Annotated in this window: 17 protein-coding genes; 6 read left to right on the top strand and 11 right to left on the bottom strand. The window is 62.6% G+C overall.

Annotated elements, in window-relative coordinates:
- Window positions 1–98: 98 nt before the first annotated feature.
- The 5 genes from AS189_RS00865 to AS189_RS00845 all read right to left on the bottom strand — a co-directional run bounded on the left by AS189_RS00865 (window position 99) and on the right by AS189_RS00845 (window position 6,046).
- Window positions 99–827: an IclR family transcriptional regulator gene (locus AS189_RS00865; protein WP_062285619.1), complete on the bottom strand. Its 729-nt coding sequence runs from the start codon at window positions 825–827 to the stop codon at window positions 99–101.
- Between the two features lie 235 nt (window positions 828–1,062).
- Window positions 1,063–2,565, bottom strand: coding sequence for an APC family permease (locus AS189_RS00860; protein ID WP_062285617.1), 1,503 nt, complete (start codon window positions 2,563–2,565; stop codon window positions 1,063–1,065).
- 242 nt (window positions 2,566–2,807) lie between these two features.
- Window positions 2,808–4,217 carry an aldehyde dehydrogenase family protein gene (locus AS189_RS00855; protein ID WP_062285614.1) on the bottom strand — a complete coding sequence of 470 codons (1,410 nt, stop codon included), beginning with the start codon at window positions 4,215–4,217 and terminating at the stop codon, window positions 2,808–2,810.
- Between the two features lie 155 nt (window positions 4,218–4,372).
- Complete coding sequence (locus AS189_RS00850; protein WP_062285613.1) at window positions 4,373–5,335, bottom strand: helix-turn-helix domain-containing protein; 963 nt, start codon at window positions 5,333–5,335, stop codon at window positions 4,373–4,375.
- A 99-nt stretch (window positions 5,336–5,434) separates the two neighbouring features.
- Window positions 5,435–6,046, bottom strand: a complete 612-nt coding sequence (locus AS189_RS00845) for a TetR/AcrR family transcriptional regulator (protein WP_062285611.1) — start codon at window positions 6,044–6,046, stop codon at window positions 5,435–5,437.
- Between the two features lie 139 nt (window positions 6,047–6,185).
- Between AS189_RS00845 and AS189_RS00840 the strand changes: the two genes are divergently transcribed.
- Together AS189_RS00840 and AS189_RS00835 are read left to right on the top strand one after the other, a co-directional pair.
- Window positions 6,186–8,150, top strand: coding sequence for a primary-amine oxidase (locus tag AS189_RS00840; protein ID WP_062292685.1), 1,965 nt, complete (start codon window positions 6,186–6,188; stop codon window positions 8,148–8,150).
- Window positions 8,131–8,622, top strand: a complete 492-nt coding sequence (locus AS189_RS00835) for a hypothetical protein (RefSeq protein WP_062285607.1) — start codon at window positions 8,131–8,133, stop codon at window positions 8,620–8,622. The genes AS189_RS00840 and AS189_RS00835 overlap by 20 nt, the downstream gene beginning before the upstream one ends.
- Window positions 8,623–8,709: 87 nt before the next feature.
- On the opposite strand, the gene AS189_RS00830 is transcribed toward AS189_RS00835, so the two are convergent.
- Window positions 8,710–10,083, bottom strand: coding sequence for an MFS transporter (locus tag AS189_RS00830; RefSeq protein WP_062285605.1), 1,374 nt, complete (start codon window positions 10,081–10,083; stop codon window positions 8,710–8,712).
- A 171-nt stretch (window positions 10,084–10,254) separates the two neighbouring features.
- Between AS189_RS00830 and AS189_RS00825 the strand changes: the two genes are divergently transcribed.
- The 3 genes from AS189_RS00825 to AS189_RS00815 all read left to right on the top strand — a co-directional run bounded on the left by AS189_RS00825 (window position 10,255) and on the right by AS189_RS00815 (window position 12,849).
- Entirely contained in the window at window positions 10,255–11,166 is a 912-nt protein-coding gene (locus AS189_RS00825) for a LysR substrate-binding domain-containing protein (protein WP_062285603.1), read from the top strand.
- 265 nt (window positions 11,167–11,431) lie between these two features.
- Window positions 11,432–11,923: a DUF2127 domain-containing protein gene (locus AS189_RS00820; RefSeq protein ID WP_062285601.1), complete on the top strand. Its 492-nt coding sequence runs from the start codon at window positions 11,432–11,434 to the stop codon at window positions 11,921–11,923.
- On the top strand, window positions 11,920–12,849 hold the full coding sequence (locus AS189_RS00815; RefSeq protein ID WP_062285598.1) for a ketopantoate reductase family protein: 930 nt from the start codon (window positions 11,920–11,922) through the stop codon (window positions 12,847–12,849). The genes AS189_RS00820 and AS189_RS00815 overlap by 4 nt, the downstream gene beginning before the upstream one ends.
- 51 nt (window positions 12,850–12,900) lie before the next feature.
- On the opposite strand, the gene AS189_RS00810 is transcribed toward AS189_RS00815, so the two are convergent.
- From AS189_RS00810 to AS189_RS00795, 4 genes are all read right to left on the bottom strand, one after another.
- On the bottom strand, window positions 12,901–14,118 hold the full coding sequence (locus tag AS189_RS00810; RefSeq protein WP_062285596.1) for a hypothetical protein: 1,218 nt from the start codon (window positions 14,116–14,118) through the stop codon (window positions 12,901–12,903).
- Window positions 14,119–14,329: 211 nt separating this feature from the next.
- Window positions 14,330–15,535: a hypothetical protein gene (locus AS189_RS00805; RefSeq protein ID WP_062285594.1), complete on the bottom strand. Its 1,206-nt coding sequence runs from the start codon at window positions 15,533–15,535 to the stop codon at window positions 14,330–14,332.
- A 168-nt stretch (window positions 15,536–15,703) separates the two neighbouring features.
- The gene (locus AS189_RS00800) at window positions 15,704–16,630 is read right to left on the bottom strand and encodes an NADP-dependent oxidoreductase (RefSeq protein ID WP_082633926.1); all 927 of its coding nucleotides are present in this window, start codon (window positions 16,628–16,630) and stop codon (window positions 15,704–15,706) included.
- A 98-nt stretch (window positions 16,631–16,728) separates the two neighbouring features.
- Window positions 16,729–17,937 carry an alpha/beta hydrolase gene (locus AS189_RS00795; protein ID WP_062285589.1) on the bottom strand — a complete coding sequence of 403 codons (1,209 nt, stop codon included), beginning with the start codon at window positions 17,935–17,937 and terminating at the stop codon, window positions 16,729–16,731.
- A gap of 155 nt (window positions 17,938–18,092) precedes the next feature.
- On the opposite strand from AS189_RS00795, the gene AS189_RS00790 reads away from it, so the two are divergent.
- Window positions 18,093–18,701 carry a hypothetical protein gene (locus tag AS189_RS00790; RefSeq protein WP_062285587.1) on the top strand — a complete coding sequence of 203 codons (609 nt, stop codon included), beginning with the start codon at window positions 18,093–18,095 and terminating at the stop codon, window positions 18,699–18,701.
- Window positions 18,702–18,866: 165 nt separating this feature from the next.
- Here the strand turns inward: AS189_RS00790 and AS189_RS00785 are convergent, their stop codons facing one another.
- A complete protein-coding gene (locus AS189_RS00785; protein WP_062285585.1) occupies window positions 18,867–19,769 on the bottom strand; it encodes an HNH endonuclease in 903 nt (300 codons plus the stop codon).
- Window positions 19,770–19,919 lie beyond the last annotated feature (150 nt).

Below are 19,919 nucleotides of genomic sequence, written 5' to 3'. Positions count from 1 at the left end.
CATGTAATCCCCATCACGTCAAGCCCTAGGTGGGGTTGTATTGGGAGGCCAGTTGCCCGGCTAGCCGGAGTGCCGCCGTCGTCCTCTTATTTGAACTGTTATTGGAGCTGGGCTTCAATGGCGTGCGCACTGGTGGCCAACCTGGCGCCGATGGCCGCCGCATCCGTGCCGGGCCCCAGAAAGACCACGCAGATTGCCGCGGGCATGCCGCCGGTAACCTGGATAGGTGCGGCGATCGCGGAGACTCCAGGGAGTACCTCGTCGTAACTTGTGGCGAAACCGGCCACTTTGGCGGCACGCGCTTCGGGGCGGTACGGCAACCCCGGTGCGAGGCGGGCCCAGGCGTTCTCACTGATGGCTGACTGGATGGCAATGCCGGGGGCACCTGAACTAAAGGAATGGCGAGTGCCTGGGCGTTGGGCCAGGGTGGCGCCGGAATGCCGTGGCTCCACGGTGAGGAGGGTGACGGAATCGCGATGGTCCCACACGGCGATGAAGGCCGTCATGGATAATTCATTGGCCAGTTCCGTCAGCTCCGGCAGCGCCGCAGTTTGCAGGTCGCGCGAGACGCCGCGGGCCAGTACGGCCAGTCCGGGACCGGCCTGGACCCGGCCGGCGTCGTCCCTGATTAAGAGTGAATGGTCCTCTAGTGTGCGCAGGATCCGGTAGGCGACGGAGCGGTGCACGCCCAAAGCCTCCGACAATTCAGCGATGGTCATGGGGGACTGCGCTTCTGCCAAAATTTCCAGGGCGCGGATGCCGCGGGACAATGTTTGGGAATGGGCCGGCACCTTCGCTGTGCGGCTGTCTTCTGCGTCTATGCTCACGTCATCATCCTAGGTAATCGCCGGCCGCGGGCTGGCAGCGGTCATCGGGATGATTTCCGAGCCAAACACTGCGCGCGGACCTCAACCGTCATTCTGTTTGCCCCACAATCTACGAATACCCTATATGAGGACAATCAATTCAGGTATCGAACTCGAATTGGCCAAGAGCTGACCCCCGTCCCGATGCGGAAGGACGGCCCGGCACACGTCGGACCGCCCTTAGCTTTATGAAACGTCAGGCTGAGGTATCTGGCGCTCCGCCAAAGCCAATGCCACGGTAGATGTCCGGGCGGTCCTTTTTCACCCGCAAGCCCCACACCAAGCCGAGAACGCCTGGAACCACCACGAGCGCCGGCAGGATCCAGGACAGCGCGGAGTTGCCGTCCGAGCCAATCAGGACATTGAAATTGACCACTATCAGCACGAACACGGTGCCGAGTGTCACTGCTGACAGTGCCGGCGCGATGACCCTGGTCCACAGGGAGTACCCGGCACCGTGCTTGCGGAAGTAGCCAATGACTGCCAACGAGATCAGGACCAGCAGCAGTACCAGGCCGAAAGCTGCCGTGTTGGTTAGCCACGTAAAGAAGGTCAGGACCGGGTACATCTCACCGAGCGCCGACCCATTCCCGGCGAAGGCAAACACGGCCAGCATGACCAAGGCCAGCACTGACTGGGTCAGTGACCCGGCCACGGGGGCGTGACGGGCATTGACGCGGGCAAAGCTGCGCGGCAGCACGCTTTCCCGTCCTAGCGAGAACACGTACCGTGCCACCGCGTTGTGGAAGGCGATGAGCGCGGCGAGCAGGCTGGTGATGAACAGGACCTGCGCAATGTCGGAGACGATCACGGCGCCGTGGCTGGAGAGAAAGACGAACGGCAGGTTGGGACCGAGCTTCTGCGACTCCGCAATGATCTGGCTGGGTCCGGTACCTATTGTCATGGCCCATCCTGAAAAGGCGTAGAAGAGGGAAATGATGCCGACGGCGATGTAGGTGGCCCGGGCGATGGACCGGGCAGGATCCTTCGCCTCCTCGCTGTAAATGGCGGCCGATTCAAAGCCCATGAAGGCCGCCATGCTGAAGGCCAGGGCTGCGCCGACACCGGCTGTGAACAAGTTCGACGGCGCCAATCCGGCGCCGCTGACGCCTTCCGGGCTCACTGTGAAGGCGACGATGTCGAAAATGATGACGGCGACAAATTCGAGACCCACGAGGACGCCGATGATCTTGGCGGACAGATCAACTTTGTTGATCCCCAACCAGCCGACAATAACAAACCCCACCAGCGCCGACGCCCACCAGGGAACGCTGAGCCCAAGCTTGGCATTGAGGAAGGACGACGAGGCGAAGCCAAAGAGGCCGTAGATCCCAATTTGCATCGCGTTGTAGGAAATGAGCGCCACCCAGGCTGCGCCGACCCCCGTGGCCCGGCCCAGGCCTTGTGCTATGTAGGCGTAAAACGCCCCGGCATTGCGGATGTGGGCGCTCATGGCTGCGTAGCCGACCGCGAAGAGCGCCAGAGCGACCCCGAGCACAATGAACGACAGGGGGACGCCGACGTTTCCGGTGACGGCGAAGTTGCTGGGAATGCCGCCGGCCACCACCGTTAATGGGGCGGACGCTGCGATGATCATGAAGACGAGGGCGGGTACGCCGAGGGTGCGTTTGCTCAGTCCTTGGGCGGTCCCGCTGCCGGTGACGGTGCCCGTGGACGGGAGTGTTTGTTCGTGTGACATTAAAACCTCCATTGGGAGAATAAAGATGCCTTAAGTGTGTCAGCCATCACAGGTGCGGGCTTGTTGTTTGCGGCACCGCCGTTGACTATCAGCGCAGAAATACTTCGATGCTTGGGATGGCTGGGGCCAATGCCAACAGGGCCGCCGCCACTGCTGTGGCGACGGCCCCTTCCCAGCCCCTCCCGGAGCTCGCCGGCTCGCACCGGTGCCCTCGGGGCCGTGGGCCCATCAGGGAGGGAAAGTTAGCCGTTGATGACTTGCGGGACGCCGAGGGATTTGAGTCCTTCGACGCCGAATTCGAGCCCGTAGCCTGACTGCTTTGCTCCACCAAACGGAATGCGGGGGTCCACACCGCCGTGAGAGTTGATCCACACGGTGCCGGCCTGAATGCGCGCCGCGACACTGCGGGCCAGGTCTATGTCGGAGGACCAGACGGAGGCGCCCAGTCCCACGTCGAGTCCGTTGGCCATGGATACCGCCTCGTCAATGGTGCTGTAACGGATGATGGGCAGGGCGGGGCCGAACTGTTCCTCGGCGACCAGAGGGTTGTTGTTGTCGATGTCGGCCACGAGCGTGGCGGGGTAGAAGTAGCCGGGTTGCCCCGCCTCAGGGTTTCCGCCCAGCAGCACCCTGGCGCCGGAGTCCTTTGCGGCCGCCACGAGCCGGGCAACGATCTCGAACTGCGCCTTGTTCTGCAGGGGCCCCAGCACATTGTTTTCGTCCAGGCCCACGCCCATGGGCATGGCGGCCGCGACGGCCGTGAGTTCTTCGCAGACGGCGTCGTAGATGTCGTCGTGGACGTAGAGGCGTTTGAGGGCGGCGCAGGTCTGGCCGGTGTTGATGAACGCGCCCCAGAAAAGCTTCTCTGCGATGGCCGCCGGGTCGGCGTCGGGGAGCACGATTCCGGCGTCGTTGCCGCCCAGTTCAAGGGTTAGGCGTTTGACGGTGCCGGCCGAGGACTTGATGATGGCCTTGCCGGTTGCTGTGGACCCGGTGAACATGATCTTGCCGATCGCGGGGTGTTCGGCCAGGCGGGCGCCGACCTCCCTGCCTCCGCTGATCGCCGAGAGTAGGCCTTCTGGAAGTTCCTGGTTCAGCACGTGAACCAGTGCCAACACGCTCAACGGGGTGTATTCGGAGGGCTTGACCACTACGGCGTTGCCCATGCGCAGGGCCGGGGCGATCTGCCAGATGGTGATCATCATGGGCCAGTTCCAGGGGCCGATCGCACCGACGACGCCGATGGGCCGGTAGTGGATTTGGGCATGGGTTTCGCCGTCGTCGACAACGGTTTCCGCGGCCATCTCGAACGCGGCGGTGGCGCGCAGCCAAGCCGAACAGGCCCCGACCTCGAAGCGGGCGTTGGGTCCGTTGAGCGGTTTTCCCTGCTCGCGGGAGAGTAGGCGGGCGAGCTCCTCTGCATTGCGTTCGACGGCGTCGGCCGCTTTGAGCAGGGCTGCGCTGCGCGCCTCATGGCCCAGTGCAGCCCAGGCCGGCTGGGCGGCAGTTGCGGCATCGATGGCACGTTCCAGGTCCTCAATGCCGTGGACCGGGGCTTCGCCCACTGCTTCACCTGTGGCTGGGTCAAAGATGGTCCGGGTATCTCCTGCGGTCGGAGTGATCGCCGTGAGAAGGTCAGTATGCGTTTCCATGAGTGCTCCGCTTCGAGTTAGTTGGTGCAAAGCCAGTGGGGGCAATGACGAGATATTCCAAGTTTGCTGAACTACTGGACCGCTGTCTTGTCATTTAGTGAAGGGCTGTTGCCTCATGGCGAACAACTGCCGCCGAGCGACCGGCCAGTGCAGGCTCAGACAGTGCGACGGTATGTGCTGGGCGGTTCACCGAAGGCGGCACGGAAGATGCGGCTAAAGTGCGCCGCGTCCAAGAATCCCCACCGGGCGGCGACGGCACTGACGGAGCGGTGTGCCAGCAAGGGGTCCCGGAGCTCACGACGACAATTCTCCAGCCGCCGCGTGCGAATCCAGAGGGCCACAGTGGTTCCTGCCTCCTGAAAAACACTGTGCAGGTGCCGCGTGGAGATGAAGTGGGCCGACGCCACGCTTGCCGGAGACAGATCCGGATCCGCCAGATTGGTCTCGATGAAACGACGGACCCTGCCCAAAAGTTCCTCGTGCGGGCGTTCTGGGCCATCCTGTGCCGCATCCAACTCCGCGGCAAACAGAGTGCTCAACAAGTCCACGGTGTTGTGGGCAAGCCTGTGCCCGCTGGGTCCGGACAGCACGTCGAGGTTGTCTGCCAGCTGTGTCATGAACGGGCTGATCATCCGCCCGAGACCCTTGCTGGCCGCCATCCGGGTGGCCGTCAGCTTGCCCACTGATCCGGCTGGCAGGTCGAGGGCGTCATGGGGGAACATCAGCACCAATGTTCGGCAATTGGAGTCAAAGGCCAGCGAGTAGGGGCGGCTGGTGTCATAGACAGCAAGGTCACCGGGCGCCAGGACGGCCTCGCGGTTGTCCTGGACCAGAAGCCCGGTGCCCGCCAGCTGGAGGTTCAGTTTGAAATAGTCGCGATCCGAACGCGCGATGAGCGCAGGTGTGCGGTGCACGCTATGGCTGGTGGCCGTGACCTCGGTGATGGACAGCTCGTCCAGGAGGCGGGAGCGCAAGCGGCCATGGAAATGGTCTGGATCGCTGGAACGGACATGCAGCGGCACGAACGACTCGGAGACTAGCTCGTGCCACGCGGTGAAGGAATGTGCCACGGCGGTTTGGACGCCCTCGGCAGTGTCAAGTTCAAGTTGGGTGGTCATTCGAGAATTCCCTTGTGTTGGACAACACTTTTCCACCACTTTAGTGACTCATGTGGTCCTTGTCACTTATTTTCGACAGTTGGCGAATAAAACTTTAGGCTACTCACTTCCGGCTCCGTCCGCCGGGCTGAGGAGTAGCAGGTAGGCATCCAGTTGGGCGCTCAATTGGCCTGGCAGGTGCTTGCCGGGTGACATGGCGGCAATGATTTGGGCGCCCAGGAGCATGCTCATCAGCTGATTGACGATGTTCGCGTCTCCGGTGGCAACTGTCACTTCGCCCCGGCTCCGCGCCTGATGGAGGTTTTTTGCCAGGACGGCGCGCCACTGGTTCATGGACGATTCATGCAGCTCGGTTTTCGTGGGGTCGGTAAGGGCCTTTTGCCAGAAGGGGATGACGATGCGTGCCTCATTGATGCGGTCCTCGTCCAACGGCATTACCTCTTGGCAGAAGCCGCGCAGCGCCTCTAGGCCCACTGTTCCGGCGGTCCGTTCCGCAATGCGCTGGTTGGTCCGATTGAAGACGTGCCCGAAGGCGAAGGTAATGAGGCTGTCCTTGGTGGGGAAGTACGGCTTCAGGGCACCGTTGGCGAAGCCCGCCTCTGCGGCGATTTCACGCATCGTGGCGCCCTCGATTCCATGCCGGGCAATGATGCGCCAGGTGGCGTCGACCAGCTCAAGTCGCCGCTGGTCATGGTCGACAATTTTTGGCAATTAATTTCTCCAGAAGAGTGATGGGGGCTGGGCAATATGACTCGAACCCTTGTGATGAATCTTACGTGCATGTATTCTCTACAACCATAGAATAAAAATCTCGGCCGCCATGGCCACCACTCGCAATGAAAGGGCTGCCATGACTGCCGCCAAAGACCTTGAAGTCTCCGCTTATCAAATGACCACCAGCGCCGAGATCGCGGCTGTGCGTGAGATCCTGCACGCCGCCGGGCTGCTGGGGGAGTCGGCCCGGATCGCTTACCTGGGGCTGCTCGATCCACCGAGGGGCTCATCCGAGGGGGCCGCCGTCGACCGCCGTTTCCGGGTGTTCCTGCACGATGTAATCGGTGCGGCACCCAAGGACGCCGTGGTCTCTGTGACTCGTGGAACTGTTGAGTCCGCCGTCGAACTCGACACCGCAGTCACCGGCGAGTTGCCCGTGCTAGAAGAGGAATTTGAGGTTGTAGAGGCACTTCTAGCAACTCACCCCGAATGGCTAGAGGCTCTGGCCGCCCGGAACCTGGCGGTGGAAAAGGTGCGGGTGGCGCCGCTGTCCGCAGGCGTCTTTGAATACCCTGAGGAAAAAGGCCGCCGTATTCTCCGTGGGCTGGCGTTCTACCAAGACTTCCCGGAGGACAGCGCATGGGCGCATCCTGTGGATGGGCTGGTTGCCTATGTGGATGTCACCAACAAGAGCGTCGATGCGGTTCTGGATTTTGGTGTGGTCCCGGTTCCGGCCGAGCATGGCAATTACACGGATCCTGAACTGACGGGCCCTACGCGGACAACCCAGAAGCCCATCAACATCACCCAACCCGAAGGTCCTAGCTTCTCCGTGACCGCCGGCAATCACATTGAATGGGAGAACTGGAGCCTGGACATCGGCTTCGACGTCCGTGAAGGCGTTGTCCTGAACAATCTGGCCTTCAATGACCGCGGCCGCAAACGCCCCATCATTAACCGTGCATCCATTGCCGAGATGGTGGTCCCTTACGGAGACCCCTCACCGGTGCGGTCCTGGCAAAACTACTTCGATACAGGCGAATACCTGGTGGGCCAGTACGCCAATTCTCTGGAGCTGGGCTGCGACTGCCTGGGTGAAATCACCTACCTGAGCCCCGTCGTCGCAGACGCCTTCGGCAACCCGCGCGAAATTCGCAACGGCATCTGCATGCACGAGGAGGACGCCTCGATCCTGGCCAAGCACTCGGATCTGTGGACCGGTATCAACTACACCCGCCGCAACCGCCGCCTGGTGGTCTCCTTCTTTACCACCATTGGCAACTACGACTACGGCTTTTACTGGTACCTCTACCTGGACGGCACCATCGAATTCGAGGCCAAGGCCACTGGCATCGTCTTCACCAGCGCGCATCCGGGCAAGGGCTACCCTTACGCATCCGAACTGGCGCCGGGACTTGGTGCCCCGTACCACCAGCACCTCTTTGGGGCGCGCCTGGATATGGCCATCGACGGCTTTGCCAACCGTGTCGAGGAAGAGGACGTGGTGCGGGTGCCCATGGGTGAAGGGAATGAACGCGGCAATGCCTTCACGCGCAAGCGCACCATTTTGGGTACGGAATCCGAGGCTGTCCGTGAGGCGGACATGCGTGCCGGGCGGACCTGGATCATTTCCAATCCAACGTCGCTGAATCGCCTGGGCGAGCCCGTGGGCTACAAGCTGCACCCTCAGGGCCAACCGATGCTGTTGGCGGACCCCGAATCATCGGTGGCCCAGCGCGCTACATTTGCCACGAAGGACCTGTGGGTCACGCAATTTTCCGAGGATGAGCGCTACCCCACGGGTGACTTTGTCAACCAGCACGGCGGCGGCGCGGGCCTGCCGGCTTACATTGCCGGCAACCGAGAGTTGGACGGTGAGGACCTGGTGGTGTGGCACACCTTTGGCCTGACTCACTTCCCCCGCTTGGAAGACTGGCCCATCATGCCCGTCGACACCGTGGGCTTCAAGCTCCGCCCCGAGGGGTTCTTTGACCGCAGCCCCGTGCTGGACGTGCCAGCCAGTGTTCCAGCAGGTGGCACGCATTGTGGCGGAGCTAATAACCCGGGTGGAGCTGACGGCGATGACAACTGTCACTGCTGACACGCAAGGCCATGCTGGAAATACCGGAGCTGCCGGCGTTGTCGGTGCTGGCACGGCTGCGGGGCGGACCGGATTGCCGGTCCGTCTGTGCGCAGCCTTCGCACTGGCCTCCGTCGGCGCCCATCTTTGGATGGCGTGGGAACACCGTGCCATGCCGTGGGAAAGCGCGTTGATGCTGCTCATGGCCGCCGCCTGCCTTCCGTGTGCAGTGACGCTCTGGCAGCGCGGCCATGAGCGGGCCGTTCAGATTATGTTCACCATGTCCCTCGCCATGGTGGCCGTGCACGCTGCGCTGCTCCTTGGCCCTGCTTCCATGGCAGGATCCCACCACGGCGGCGGCCATCCCATCAGCACGCTGGCCGTTGGCCCTCATCCGCAGCCAGCAGCAATGCTGGCAGTGATCGCCCTTGAGCTGGCAGTGGCCCTGCTGGCCGCGTGGGCGATGCGGCGCTCGCGTGACTGCGCCGCTTAGGATTCTCTCGTCCCTGACCCGGGCAAAAAGTACGACGGCGGCATCCACGCCAGGTGGGTGCCGCCGTCGTACTTGCTTTGATTTAAGTTAGACGTTGGACGGCTGGCGCTTGTCGAAAATGGTGGCGCCAACCTCCTGCTCGGCCTGGTTGGTGATGCTGAGGTTGATTCCGGAGCGGTCCTTGAGCATGATGACCGCGGACAATCCGATGAGCGTGGTCAGCAACAGGTAGCCGGAGATGGCGAGGCTGGTGCCGGTGGCCTGCAGCAGCCACTGGGCGATCAAGGGGGAGAAGGCACCGCCCAGAATGGCGCCGATGGCGTAGGAGATGGAGACGCCGGAGAAGCGCACCGAGGCCGGGAAGATCTCGCTGTACCAGGCGGCCTGCGGGCCATAAGTCAGGCCCAATCCGAAGGTGAGCAGCAGCAGCGCCAGGTACAAGGCCCAGAGTTCGCCGGTGTTAATCAGCAGGAACAGTGGAAATACGGTCAGGGCCATGACGATGTAACCGATGATATAGGTACGCTTACGCCCAATTTTGTCGGCCATGCCGCCCGCCAGTGCCGTGAAGATGAGCCACATGGCTGCCGCAAAGGTCATAGCGATCAGCACGGGCGTCTTTTCCAAGCCCACGATTCCCTCGGGGTTGGTGGCGTAGCTGGGGATAAAGCCGCCCGTGGCCATGTAGCCGGCGGCGTTGTTGCCGACAAAGACCAGGGCCGCCAGGATGACCAGGCGCCAATGCTTGCGGAACAACTCGACAATGGGAACCTTGGGCTGTGCCTTCTTTTCCGCGATTTCCAGGAACACGGGGCTTTCTTCCACGGCGCGACGCACAAAGTAGCCCACGCCGATCAGGACGAAGCTGAGCAGGAACGGGATGCGCCAGCCCCACTCCAGGAAGGCATCGCCGGGGGCGATGACACCTGTCATCAGCGCCATGATGCCGGAGGCTAGAAGCAGGCCCAGCGGCACGCCGAGCTGGGGGAACGAGCCTGCCCGTCCGCGCTTATTGGCGGGCGCATGCTCGACAGCCATCAGGACGGCGCCGCCCCATTCGCCACCCGCGGAGACGCCCTGCAGGATGCGCAAGAGCAGCAGCAGGATCGGGGCGATGACGCCCGCCGTCTCATAAGTGGGCAGGACGCCGATGAGCATGGTGCTCAGGCCCATCAGCAATAGGGTCAGGACGAGCATGGCCTTGCGGCCGATCTTGTCGCCGTAGTGGCCGGCCAAGAAAGCGCCGAGGGGTCGGAACAGGAAGCTGATGCCGACGGAAGCGAAGGCAAGCAACAAACCGATCTGGGTGCCGGCTGGCCCAAAGAAAAGGTGGGCAAACACTAGGCCGGCGGCCGTGGCGTAGATGAAATAGTCGTACCACTCGACGGTGGTGCCGATGAGGGTTGCGAAGGCGACGCGTCGCTGCGTGCGCTTCGTGTCAACAGCTCTTGTGTTGCTCATGATGTGAAGTCCTTGAAGTTTGTCCGGGGCTGCCTAGTGCCTGCCGCGGACTGCGAACTAACTTGGCGGCAGGGGCGGGCTAACGGGGTGTAATCAGTGTCACAGTAAAACTTCCGTGAGTAAACTTAAGAAATTCAACAAACTAATTCGGTTATATGAAAGAGTGGCGCTATGTCCAATTTCACCCTCCGCCAGCTGGAACTGTTTGTGGCGATGGCCGACTTTCCAACGCTCAGCGATGCGGCCGCCTACCTGCACTTCTCCGAATCCGCGCTCTCCCAAGCCATCACGCGGCTGGAAAGCTCTGTTGGTGAGCAGCTTTGTATCCGCCGAAAAGCCCGCGGACTGCAGCTAACGCCTGCCGGGGAATACTTTGCTGTGCGGGCCCGGGCCCTGCTCAATGATGCGGAGAATCTGGTGGCGGAGATGAGTGGGGCAGCTGGGCGGTTAACAGGGCCGGTTAAGTTGGGCTGCTTCGCCAGTTTCGCCGCCAGCGTGCTGCCCGCAATCCTTGGCGGCTTTCCCAAAATTCATCCCGGCGTTGATGTGGAGGTCGTGGTGGGGACACACGACGAGCTGTTGCCCGCACTGGAGAACGGCCGACTGGACCTGGCGATTGTCTATGACATGGAATTGCCGGCAGGACTCCAGCGCCAAACCATCTACGGGACTGAGCTGCAGGCGGTGCTGCCCGTTGACCACCCGCTGGCCCAGCAGGACGTTGTCGATCTGGACCAACTGGCCCCGGAACCACTGATAATGTACGACGCCAGCCCTAGCTGGGCCAATACGAACCGGGTTTTTGCTGAACGAGGCCTGAGCCCGACAGTCATAGCGAACATGCCGCAGATCAACCTTGTTCAAGGATTAGTGGGCAGAGGACTGGGCTATGGGCTCCTGATGTCGCGCCCGAACTGGGCGCCCGTCACGATCGAGGGGCTGCCCGTCGCCTTAATACCGTTGGACCCGCCTGCCAGCCAGACCAATGTGGTGGGCATTTGGCCAGAACGCCTTCGGCTCAGCCCTCGCGCGCAGGCGCTGCTTGATTTCACCGTGGAGACGTTCCGAATCCCGCCACGGTAATCCCGCCGCTCGCGCAGACCTGACTCTTGTACTGGTTACTGCACGAGCGTTGGCCGACATCGCCCCAAAGGTGATGAAGCGTTGGCTAAAAAGGCCCGAAAGGTGATGAAGCGTTGGAAGGGACGGAGGTTGGGGCAGTGGCAGTCATTGAATGGGCGCTGTCCCGGCATGATTTCCAGCAGCGGGGCGCTGTCCTCCTGTGTCCCGGTATCCGCCTAGCCTGCAGTGCTAACCTCCAGAAAGAGAACGCGCGGCGGGAGGCCCCATGACAGCAGCACGGAAATCCGATTGGTGGGACAGATTCTTCTACGTCGCCATCATCTTCAAGGGCCTCGACGGTGTGCTGGAATTGATCGGCGGAACGCTGCTGCTTTTCGTTGCCCCGGACAAGATCAAGCAGCTGGCCATCCTCATCACCCAGCCGGAACTGACAGATGACCCCAACGACTTCATTGCCAACCACATCCTGCAGGGGACTGCCGGGCTGACCGACCATGTGGTGCTCTTCGGCGCCATCTACCTGCTGGCCCACGGCATCGTGAAGGTTGTCCTCGTCACCGCCCTACTGCGCCAGAAACTGTGGGCCTACCCGTGGATGATCGCCGTCCTGATCATCTTCATCCTGTACCAGCTCTACCAACTCAGCGTCACGCCGTCGGCCGGGCTGGTGGCGCTGACGGTGTTCGATATCCTCATAGTGGTGCTCACCTGGCACGAATACCGCCGGCACCGTGCGCGGAGAATAGCTGCGGCATGAAGATTCTCATAGTTGGGGCAGGCGCCACGGGCGGCTATTTTGGTGCCCGACTGGCCGAGGCTGGCCGGGACGTGACGTTCCTTGTCCGTGAGCAGCGCGCAGCGTTCCTGAAGCGGCGCGGCCTGCGGATTGCCGGGCTGGAGCGGGAGCTTCGGATCGAGCCAAAGGTACTCACGGCAGGGGAGCTGGGTGAGAGGTACGACGTCGTTCTTCTCACCGTGAAGGCTGCCGGACTTCAAAGCGCACTTGCTGACCTTGCCCCGGCGGTGGGGCCGGACACGTTGATTGTGCCGTTTCTGAATGGGATGGCGCACATGGATGCGCTGGCGGCAGAGTTTGGCGCGGACAAGGTGCTGGGATCCGTGGTTCATCTGGTCGGCACCATCAACGTGGACGGCGACATTGCCATCTTGGCGCCGATGGCGCGGTGGACCCTCGGGGAACAGGGCGGCGGCACTTCCGCACGGCTGGAGCGGATCCTGGCCGAGATTTCGGTCCCCGGAATTGACGTCATCGCAGCGCCCAACGGACTGGATGTGATGTGGCAGAAGTGGGTGTTCATAGTTGCTGCGGGCGTGGTGACATGCTTGATGCGCGGGCCTGTGGGTGCCATTGCCGCGGCGCCCGGCGGGGCCGCCTTTGTTGCCAGAGTGGTGATGGAAACGTGTGATGTGGCCGCTGCCGCCGGATTTCCCGTGCCGGAGGCCGAGGCGGCCAACACTCTGGCATTCCTGACCGCCCCCGGTTCGGCGTTCACCTCATCGCTGTACCGCGACGTCACGGCCGGGCTGCCCAATGAGGGCGAGCACATCGTGGGTGACTTCACCCGCCGCGCCCGCGAACTCGGGGTGGCAACGCCGCTCCTAGACCTGGCCCTGCTCCAGCTGCGTGTGCACGGGATCGGTCCGGGTACCGCAGGGCACTAACTCTTCTTACGACGCTCCCTCATCAATTGGGGTGTTTTGGCGAACGCTCCCTCAATGGGAGCTGTCAGCCTCAGTGATCATCTCGTCAAGGCTCTCGAGCACGGGCGTGAGCCCAAGGCGGACGGATTGTGGAACCACCAAAACAGTTCCTTGTTCCACAAGGCCGGCGGTGGCCAGATCGGTGAGCGAACGGGCCACTCGGAGCGCCTGCCAGTCGCTGAGATCAAAGGGGTGGCTAGCCTCTGCCGGCTCAAACGGGATGGCGATGTCAGGAGCGCTGGATGCGGCGGCTGCCAACAACCGGGCGACTGCGGCCTCGGTGGATCCGGCGGGGTCGGAGTCATCGTACGGGATGGTCTCGTCGTAGAACAGGCAATAGGCCAGCTGAGCCGTCGGCTGCAAGGCCAATGCGGGTGCACGAAGGAAAGCCCGTCCCGCCTTGGTCGGCTCAGCCTTCTTCCCGCGGACCCGGATCAACTTCGTGTCAATCAGGGCTTGCCAGTACTGCATCAGGCGAGGCACATGTGCCATTGATGTCACTGTACGTGCCGGTTCTTGGCCGTCGGATGGCAACTGAACGCTTGCACTTCCAAGGGCATCGACCTCAACGCACGCGGCGGCCGCAGCAATGTCTTTGCGGCGCAGCAATCCTGTGGCGGTCAGCTCCCGCCCATCACCGATCCACTCCAGAAGGGCTGCGGCCCAAAGGACATAGGGACGGGCCGCACGGTCTGCTCCCGCCGCCGCCGGGTCCGATCCGTCATGGTAAACATACAATGCCAATTCCTGGCTGGACGGGGCAAAGATTGTCTCGTCAGTGAGACTCAGCAAGGCCAGCAAATCAGTGTGGGGCCCGGTCCACGCCTGCGTTGTCAGCAGGAACTTGAGATAGGAATTCAGGGCCAGGGAAACACTGACCCGCATTTCGGGGTGGAAGCGCCCGGCATCCTCAAGCATTTGGCCGGTGAGCTTGACGTCCAGTTTTGTGGGGTCCGGGGAGGAGGCGCTTGCGGTGTAATTCCTGAAAAAGTTCATCAGCAGGCTGGCCAGTCTGGGGATCTCCTCAGTTGGCACCCCAGCCGCTGCCATCCAGTCTTTGAAGGCGGGAACCAGCCTGTCCATCGGTGCTGGCAGCAGCCCCGCCTTGGCACGTTGTGCAACAGCGTCGCTGAATGAAATGACATTGCTCGCGGTGGCGCCTTCCGCGGCGGCAGCCGTCGCGGGGTTGCCGAAACGGGTCTTTTTGGCTTTGCTGGACTTCTTGGCCACAGTATTCCTTGCGGTCAGGGGTTGGATGTCTTAACCGTAGCCTTTCGCTGCGGGAGCGTTTGCCGAAAGTGCCCATTCGCTGCGGGAGCGTTTGCCGAAAGTGCCCTTTCGCTGCGGGAGCGTTGGGTTTGAAGTACGACGGCGTTAGGCGCCTTGCGCTGGAAGTCGCCTGCCGCCGTCGTCCTTGAAAAAGGGTTTGGAAGGAAAAGGGTCAGTCCGACTCTGGCAGATTCCGTTCGGTTGACTCCGCGCCGGGGCCCACGGCCTGAACCGGCACATCGTCGCTGAGCATGTCAACCACGTCGGCGCGGTAGGCGGGCGGGACTTCAATGAATTCGCCCACGGTGACTAGGCCTTCATCGGCCCAATGGGCAATGTTGCTCGCGATGGCCAGCAGGTCCGGGTGGACCGAATCGGGCTCGGCCAACGCCTGGATCAACGGCGCAGATTCGGGCGGGTCAATGGAGGAGCACTGGGTCAGCCAATCGGTCATTTCCAGCTGCCAGTACTCGAGTTGCTCGCCTTCTTCGCCGTTGTCGGAACCGGCCAGTGTCACCGTGAAAATGAACAGACCCATGAGTTCACGCATGGTCTCGATGACGTCGTCGTCGGACTCCGGATCAAGGGCAGGCTTGGTGACGTGAACCTGTGAGCCGGTGAAGGTAATCAGCCCCGTGACATCGAGCATCTCCAAGTAGAGCGCCAACCGGGAGGCCTGACGATCCTCGGCAGTGGTGAGGTTGGCAGCATCGCTCAGCAACCCCAAGCCACTGTGGACCAGCGTTGCCGCTGCGCCCGTGGCATCACGCAGCGTGTTGCCCTCGGCCAGGTCCTTGCCCTCGCCAATCCACTCCAACAAGGCCATGGTGTTTTGCCACAAAGGGGTCTGTGCCACGGTTTCAAGGATTTCCTGGGACGTCATTTCCGGGACAAAAACGTCGGCGAACTCGTAGTCTTCGGCGGCCCAATCACTCTCCGCGGGTTCCACGCCGGTGCGGGCGAGCTCGGTTTGAACCGCCTCCAAAGCCTCGGCAGTGCCTGTCCAGAGCTTGACCTGAGTCAAATAATCAACGTAATCCCGCACGCCTGCGCGCAACGTCAATACCCCCAGCGGGTTTGCATGACTGGTGACCTCCATGACTTCCTGCACAGCGGCCGGGTCAAGATTTGTGGGGTCGGTGTGGGGCTCCAGCAGGCGGTACATGTCAAAGAAATCGTCCAGGATGGCCAGGCTCATATCGATCGATTTGTCCGGGCGGCTCTGGGATTCCAGCCACGCCACGAAACCCGGCGACAACGACTCCATGGCCCGGTCCAAGCGAGCCTCGAGGGACGGCCGGTTGGCAGATCGGGTGGCGGCGTCGGCGCTGGCGTTGGCAGGGTTGCCGAATCGGGACTTCTTGGTCTTCTTGGCCACAGGGTTCCTTGCGGTCGGCGTGATGGGACCCCTTAACCGTAGCTGTATTCGCCCAAAGCGCCACGGCCCCACCCAGCGACCCTCCCTCACCTTTTGGGGTGTTTCCTGCAACGCTCCTGCACTTGGTGACCGAGCGTCATTGGAAACACCCCAAAAGAGGGAGCGATGCTAGTTGGTGAATCCGGTGAGGACGATCTTGCCGTTGCCGTGGCCGGACATGCTCGCTTCGAAGGCCTGGACAGCCTCCTGCATCGGGAATGTTTGGGCCACATCAACGCTGAGGGTGCCGTCTTCGACCAGGGCGCTCAATCGTTCCAATTCGCCCGCATCGGGGCGGACCCACACATACGTACCGCCGTGGCCCATGACAGCCCAATCAGCGATGGAGGCGTGCCGCCCGCCAGTCTTCAGCAAAGCCAGGGTTTCTTCCACGACGTCGCCAATAAAATCAGCCACGGCATCGACCCCCTCCGGAGCCAGTGCCTGCACACGCTCCACCAACCCTGGACCGTAGGCCACGGGCTCGGCACCCAATTCGCGCAGGCGCTGGTGGTTTTTCGCGGAGGCCGTGGCGATGACCCGCACCCCTCCATTGACGGCAAGCTGGATGGCTGTGCGGCCCACGCTTCCGGACCCATTGTGGATCAACAGGGTCTGCCCGGCAGAGACCCCGAGCGTATCAAGGGTGCGCTGAGCCGTCATGCCTGTCAGGGGGAGTGCGGCCGCTTCCTCCCATGAAAGTGATGCCGGCTTGTGGGCCACAATGGCGGCCGGCAGGGCTACGAGCTCGGCAAAGGTTCCGCCATGGACGGTGTCGCGACGGCCGTAGGAGTAGACCTCGTCACCGGCCTTGAATTCTGGGGTGTCAAATCCCACGGCTTCCACCACCCCGGCCACATCCCAACCCGGAATGACAGGAAAATTGGTGTCCATGAGCGCATCCAGACCACCGGACATGATCTTCCAATCCACGGGATTGACCCCGGCCGCCTTGACCCGAATCAGCACGGCGCCGGGGGAGACCTTGGGCGTTGGCTGCTGCGTTTGGCTCAACACCTCGGTGCCGCCGTATTGTGCGTAGGTCATGGCTTTCATCGTTGAACTCATGGTGCTTTGTCCCTTCATAGCGCGTGTTCGGCGGAGCTTCTGTTCCTCTTAACCTCGGGGCGCCGCCGCTGATTCCCCGTCTTAGTTCACGTTGGCAGGGAGTAGTCCCGCCACCGTGTTTTAGCGTCCGCATCCAGTGCTGCCTCGAGCCAGCGGCCCATGCCAGCGTAGGCCTGATCACGAATCCCGCGCGGCGACAGGAAAACATCATGGAAGGCGCCAGGAATCCTGTGCAAAGTCACCTGAGATCCCAGGTCCAACGCCCGCTTAGCCACCGAGTCAACGTTCAGCACCACGTCCGAGGCCAGGGCGCTGGAGGACCACTTTGGTTGCAAATAGCTCTTATCGGAGAGCATCACCAGCACCGGAATTTCCAACCCCAGCCCGCGAGCTACTTGAGCCTGTCCTTGGAAAACGGCATTCAGGAACGACGGCGTGACAGGGAATCCGCGGTCCGGGCGCCACTGCGATTCGTACTCCCACTCGCCCTCAAAGCGTTTGGACACGGCCCGTGTATAGAAGCCGGGATCGATCGAGGGCAGCGGCACCATGGGCCTAAACCGGGTGCGCGCCTGAATCAGTGGCGCCACCATGGCCCGGCCCACCTCGCTGGCCTGGAATTCCAGCCATGGACTGTTGAGTACGACGGCGTCCGCGGCACCCGGGTGCCGCGCTGCCCACAAGCTCAGGGTGAGTCCGCCGGTGGAATGCCCCAGCAGCACCAGGGGCCGTTCACCGGACGCTTCGCCCGGTTCCTCGATGCGTTCTCGGCCAGCCAAGGCGTCAAAAGCAGCGCTAAGCCGGTGCCGGGCCTCCTCTAAGAAGGCCAGCTCAAAACTCTGTTGCTCGGGATCCTCAGGCGTGCCGGCATCGGCACCATTTCCGACACCGGCCGTAGCCCCAGCCCCGGCGTTAGCCCCAGCAAGGGTGGGGTGCTCTTCGGCCACCGCGCTGCGACCCATGGCCGCAAGCGCGGCGGCGATGTCGTCGTCGTACTCGGTCAGAGAAGTTATCTGTCCAGGGAGCAATCCGGGGCGCAGGCTGCGGCCATAGTTGTGCAGGTCAAGGGCGTAAAAATTCACGCCCGCACGGTGCCAAAATTCGGCAAGTTCATGCTGAAAGAAGTAGTCAGACCAGCCGTGGACGTAGAGGATATCGGCCCCGGCGAGCGTACTGGAGGCTCCCGGTGAAGGATCGCCGACGTACCGGACCAGCGTGGCGAGCGATCCGGTGGGCAGGTCCAAGGTCAGCTGCTCAAAGTTCGGGCCGAGAACATCTTGCTGCCATGAGGTCATGCTTCGATGCTAGCGGCTGCACCCGCGCATCGGGCGCATCTCTGGCGGCCGCGACAGGATCCGGTGCGGTTGTATGCTGAACGTGCGTACCCATGCGGCCACCTTTGGGACCGTGAGGATTGACGCGAAACTGGCACGTTGAGAAAGGCGAAGACATGGCTCTCTGGCAGGATTCTTTTCACGACTGGGCCCAAGCTTGGGCCACCTTGCAGGATGTTCAGTCCACTGCGGCCGGTGCCGTGGTCACCATCGGCGCGCAGCAGGTGATGGTGTGGCCGGGCGATGGAGCAGTTGCTGAGACCGTTGCTGCCGGAAGCGAGCTGGTCCTGGTCACGGATGACCCCACCGGAGCCACTGAATTTGCCCAGTCGCAGGGTCTGCGGGCCACCACCCGAAACGTGCTGTTGTCCGCCGAGACGGAGGACCTGGAATTGGTCCCGGATTTGCCGCCGGACGCTTACCTGGCCGAAGCTCCCATGGAGAATTACGACCTTGTTGAGGTGGCACTTTTTGACCGGCCCGTTGGCAGCGGCAGGCTCAAAATCGGCGACGGGATAGCCGTCATGGCCGCACTTATGGTCGATGAGGAGCATGCCACCCTTGCCCCCGCGTTCGAGCAAGCCATGGTTGCGGGACTAGGCGAAGAAGCCTTCACCCACGGCGCAGACACCCTGTACTTGATCGCTGGAGAGGAACAGGCTGACCGTTTTGCCGCCGTCGAAGGTTGGCGCAAAGTGGCGGATATCCTGCGCTTCACCAGGTAACCGACCGCTCCACGAAGCGCCCCGGACAAAGGCGCCCCAGAGAGACGGCGCCCCAGAGAGACGGCGACGGCGGCACCTTGGCGGGAGCCGCCGTCGTGCCTTGTCTGCAGAGCCGTGCCTTGCCTGCAGAGCCGTGCCTTGTCTGCAGATGGGAGCAGGCAGCAATCAAGGTTGCGGTTCGAGCATGAGCCGCTTGTTCTCCGCGAAAGACTCGGCGGTGCTCTCGGCAAAGGCTGTGCAGTTGCGTCCCACGAGCGCCTCCACAGCCGCCTCGATGCGCGGCGTTTCGGCAGACTGGCCCGCCGTGATCCGGCCCTTGGCATCCACCACGATGTAGCCCCATTCGTACAGGGCGTCACAGCCCAAGGCGCAGGTCAGCATGGCATTGCGCTCGAAGTCCAGGCGCTCCTCTTCGCTGCATTCCGGGCGCGGCTTGATGTGCCCAGCAATCAGCAAACGCGCCGGAAAATGCTCCCCGCAAATGGCGCAGGGGGCGGTCTGGCGTCCGCGCAACAGGTTTTTGCGCAGGTGGGCCTGTTCGAGGCGGATGGTGGTCAGGGTCTTCTCGTCGGGCTCGTCGGTGCCCCAAGCGCTGCCGGGCAGCCCACGCAGGCTGGAGGCTGATGATTGCGGGGCCATGACTCCGGCTTCTGCGAGAAGCTCCTGCCCCTCTTCCGCCGTCAGGGCGAAGATGTAGCGTTGCTGCGGCTTGCCGGCTGCGTTGAACGGGCCGGGCTCGCCCACGGCGGTGATGTCCGCGGCGCGTTGCCGGTGCAGCTGCAGGTTTTCCGCCAGCGGGTGCGTGCGCACCAGCCAGCCCTGGTCCGGTTCATCGAGCTGTTTTTCGAAGCCTTCGGGCCGCGGGCTGTCCTGCCATTTTTCCAGGACCGCGCTGATTGCCCGGACATAGGGGCCGAAATAGTTGAAGACAATGTCACCCTTGCGCATGTCCTTGATCCGCCCACGGTCTGCCTCCGGATCACCGTGCGGATCAGGGCAGTTCCAGAGCATTCCGTCGTGGATGGCTGCTTCATAATTGCGGCCATGGCTGACCCACCAGTAGTTCATGTGTATCTCCTGCTTCACTTGCGTTGGCATTCGGCGATCAATTCACCCTAGCGCTTTCGCGGCATGAGTGGCTGGACGGAGTACAAGTAAATTCCGGCCGCCGGTCATGCGTGGCAGAATAGAGGGTGGCCCGGGTGCAGACGGGCCCAG

Origin of the sequence: Arthrobacter alpinus (assembly GCF_001445575.1) — a bacterium.
In the GTDB taxonomy this organism is placed as follows: Bacteria; Actinomycetota; Actinomycetes; order Actinomycetales; family Micrococcaceae; genus Specibacter; species Specibacter alpinus_C.
Note: the sequence above shows the minus strand (reverse complement) of the source record. Positions and strands in the feature narration are given on the sequence as shown.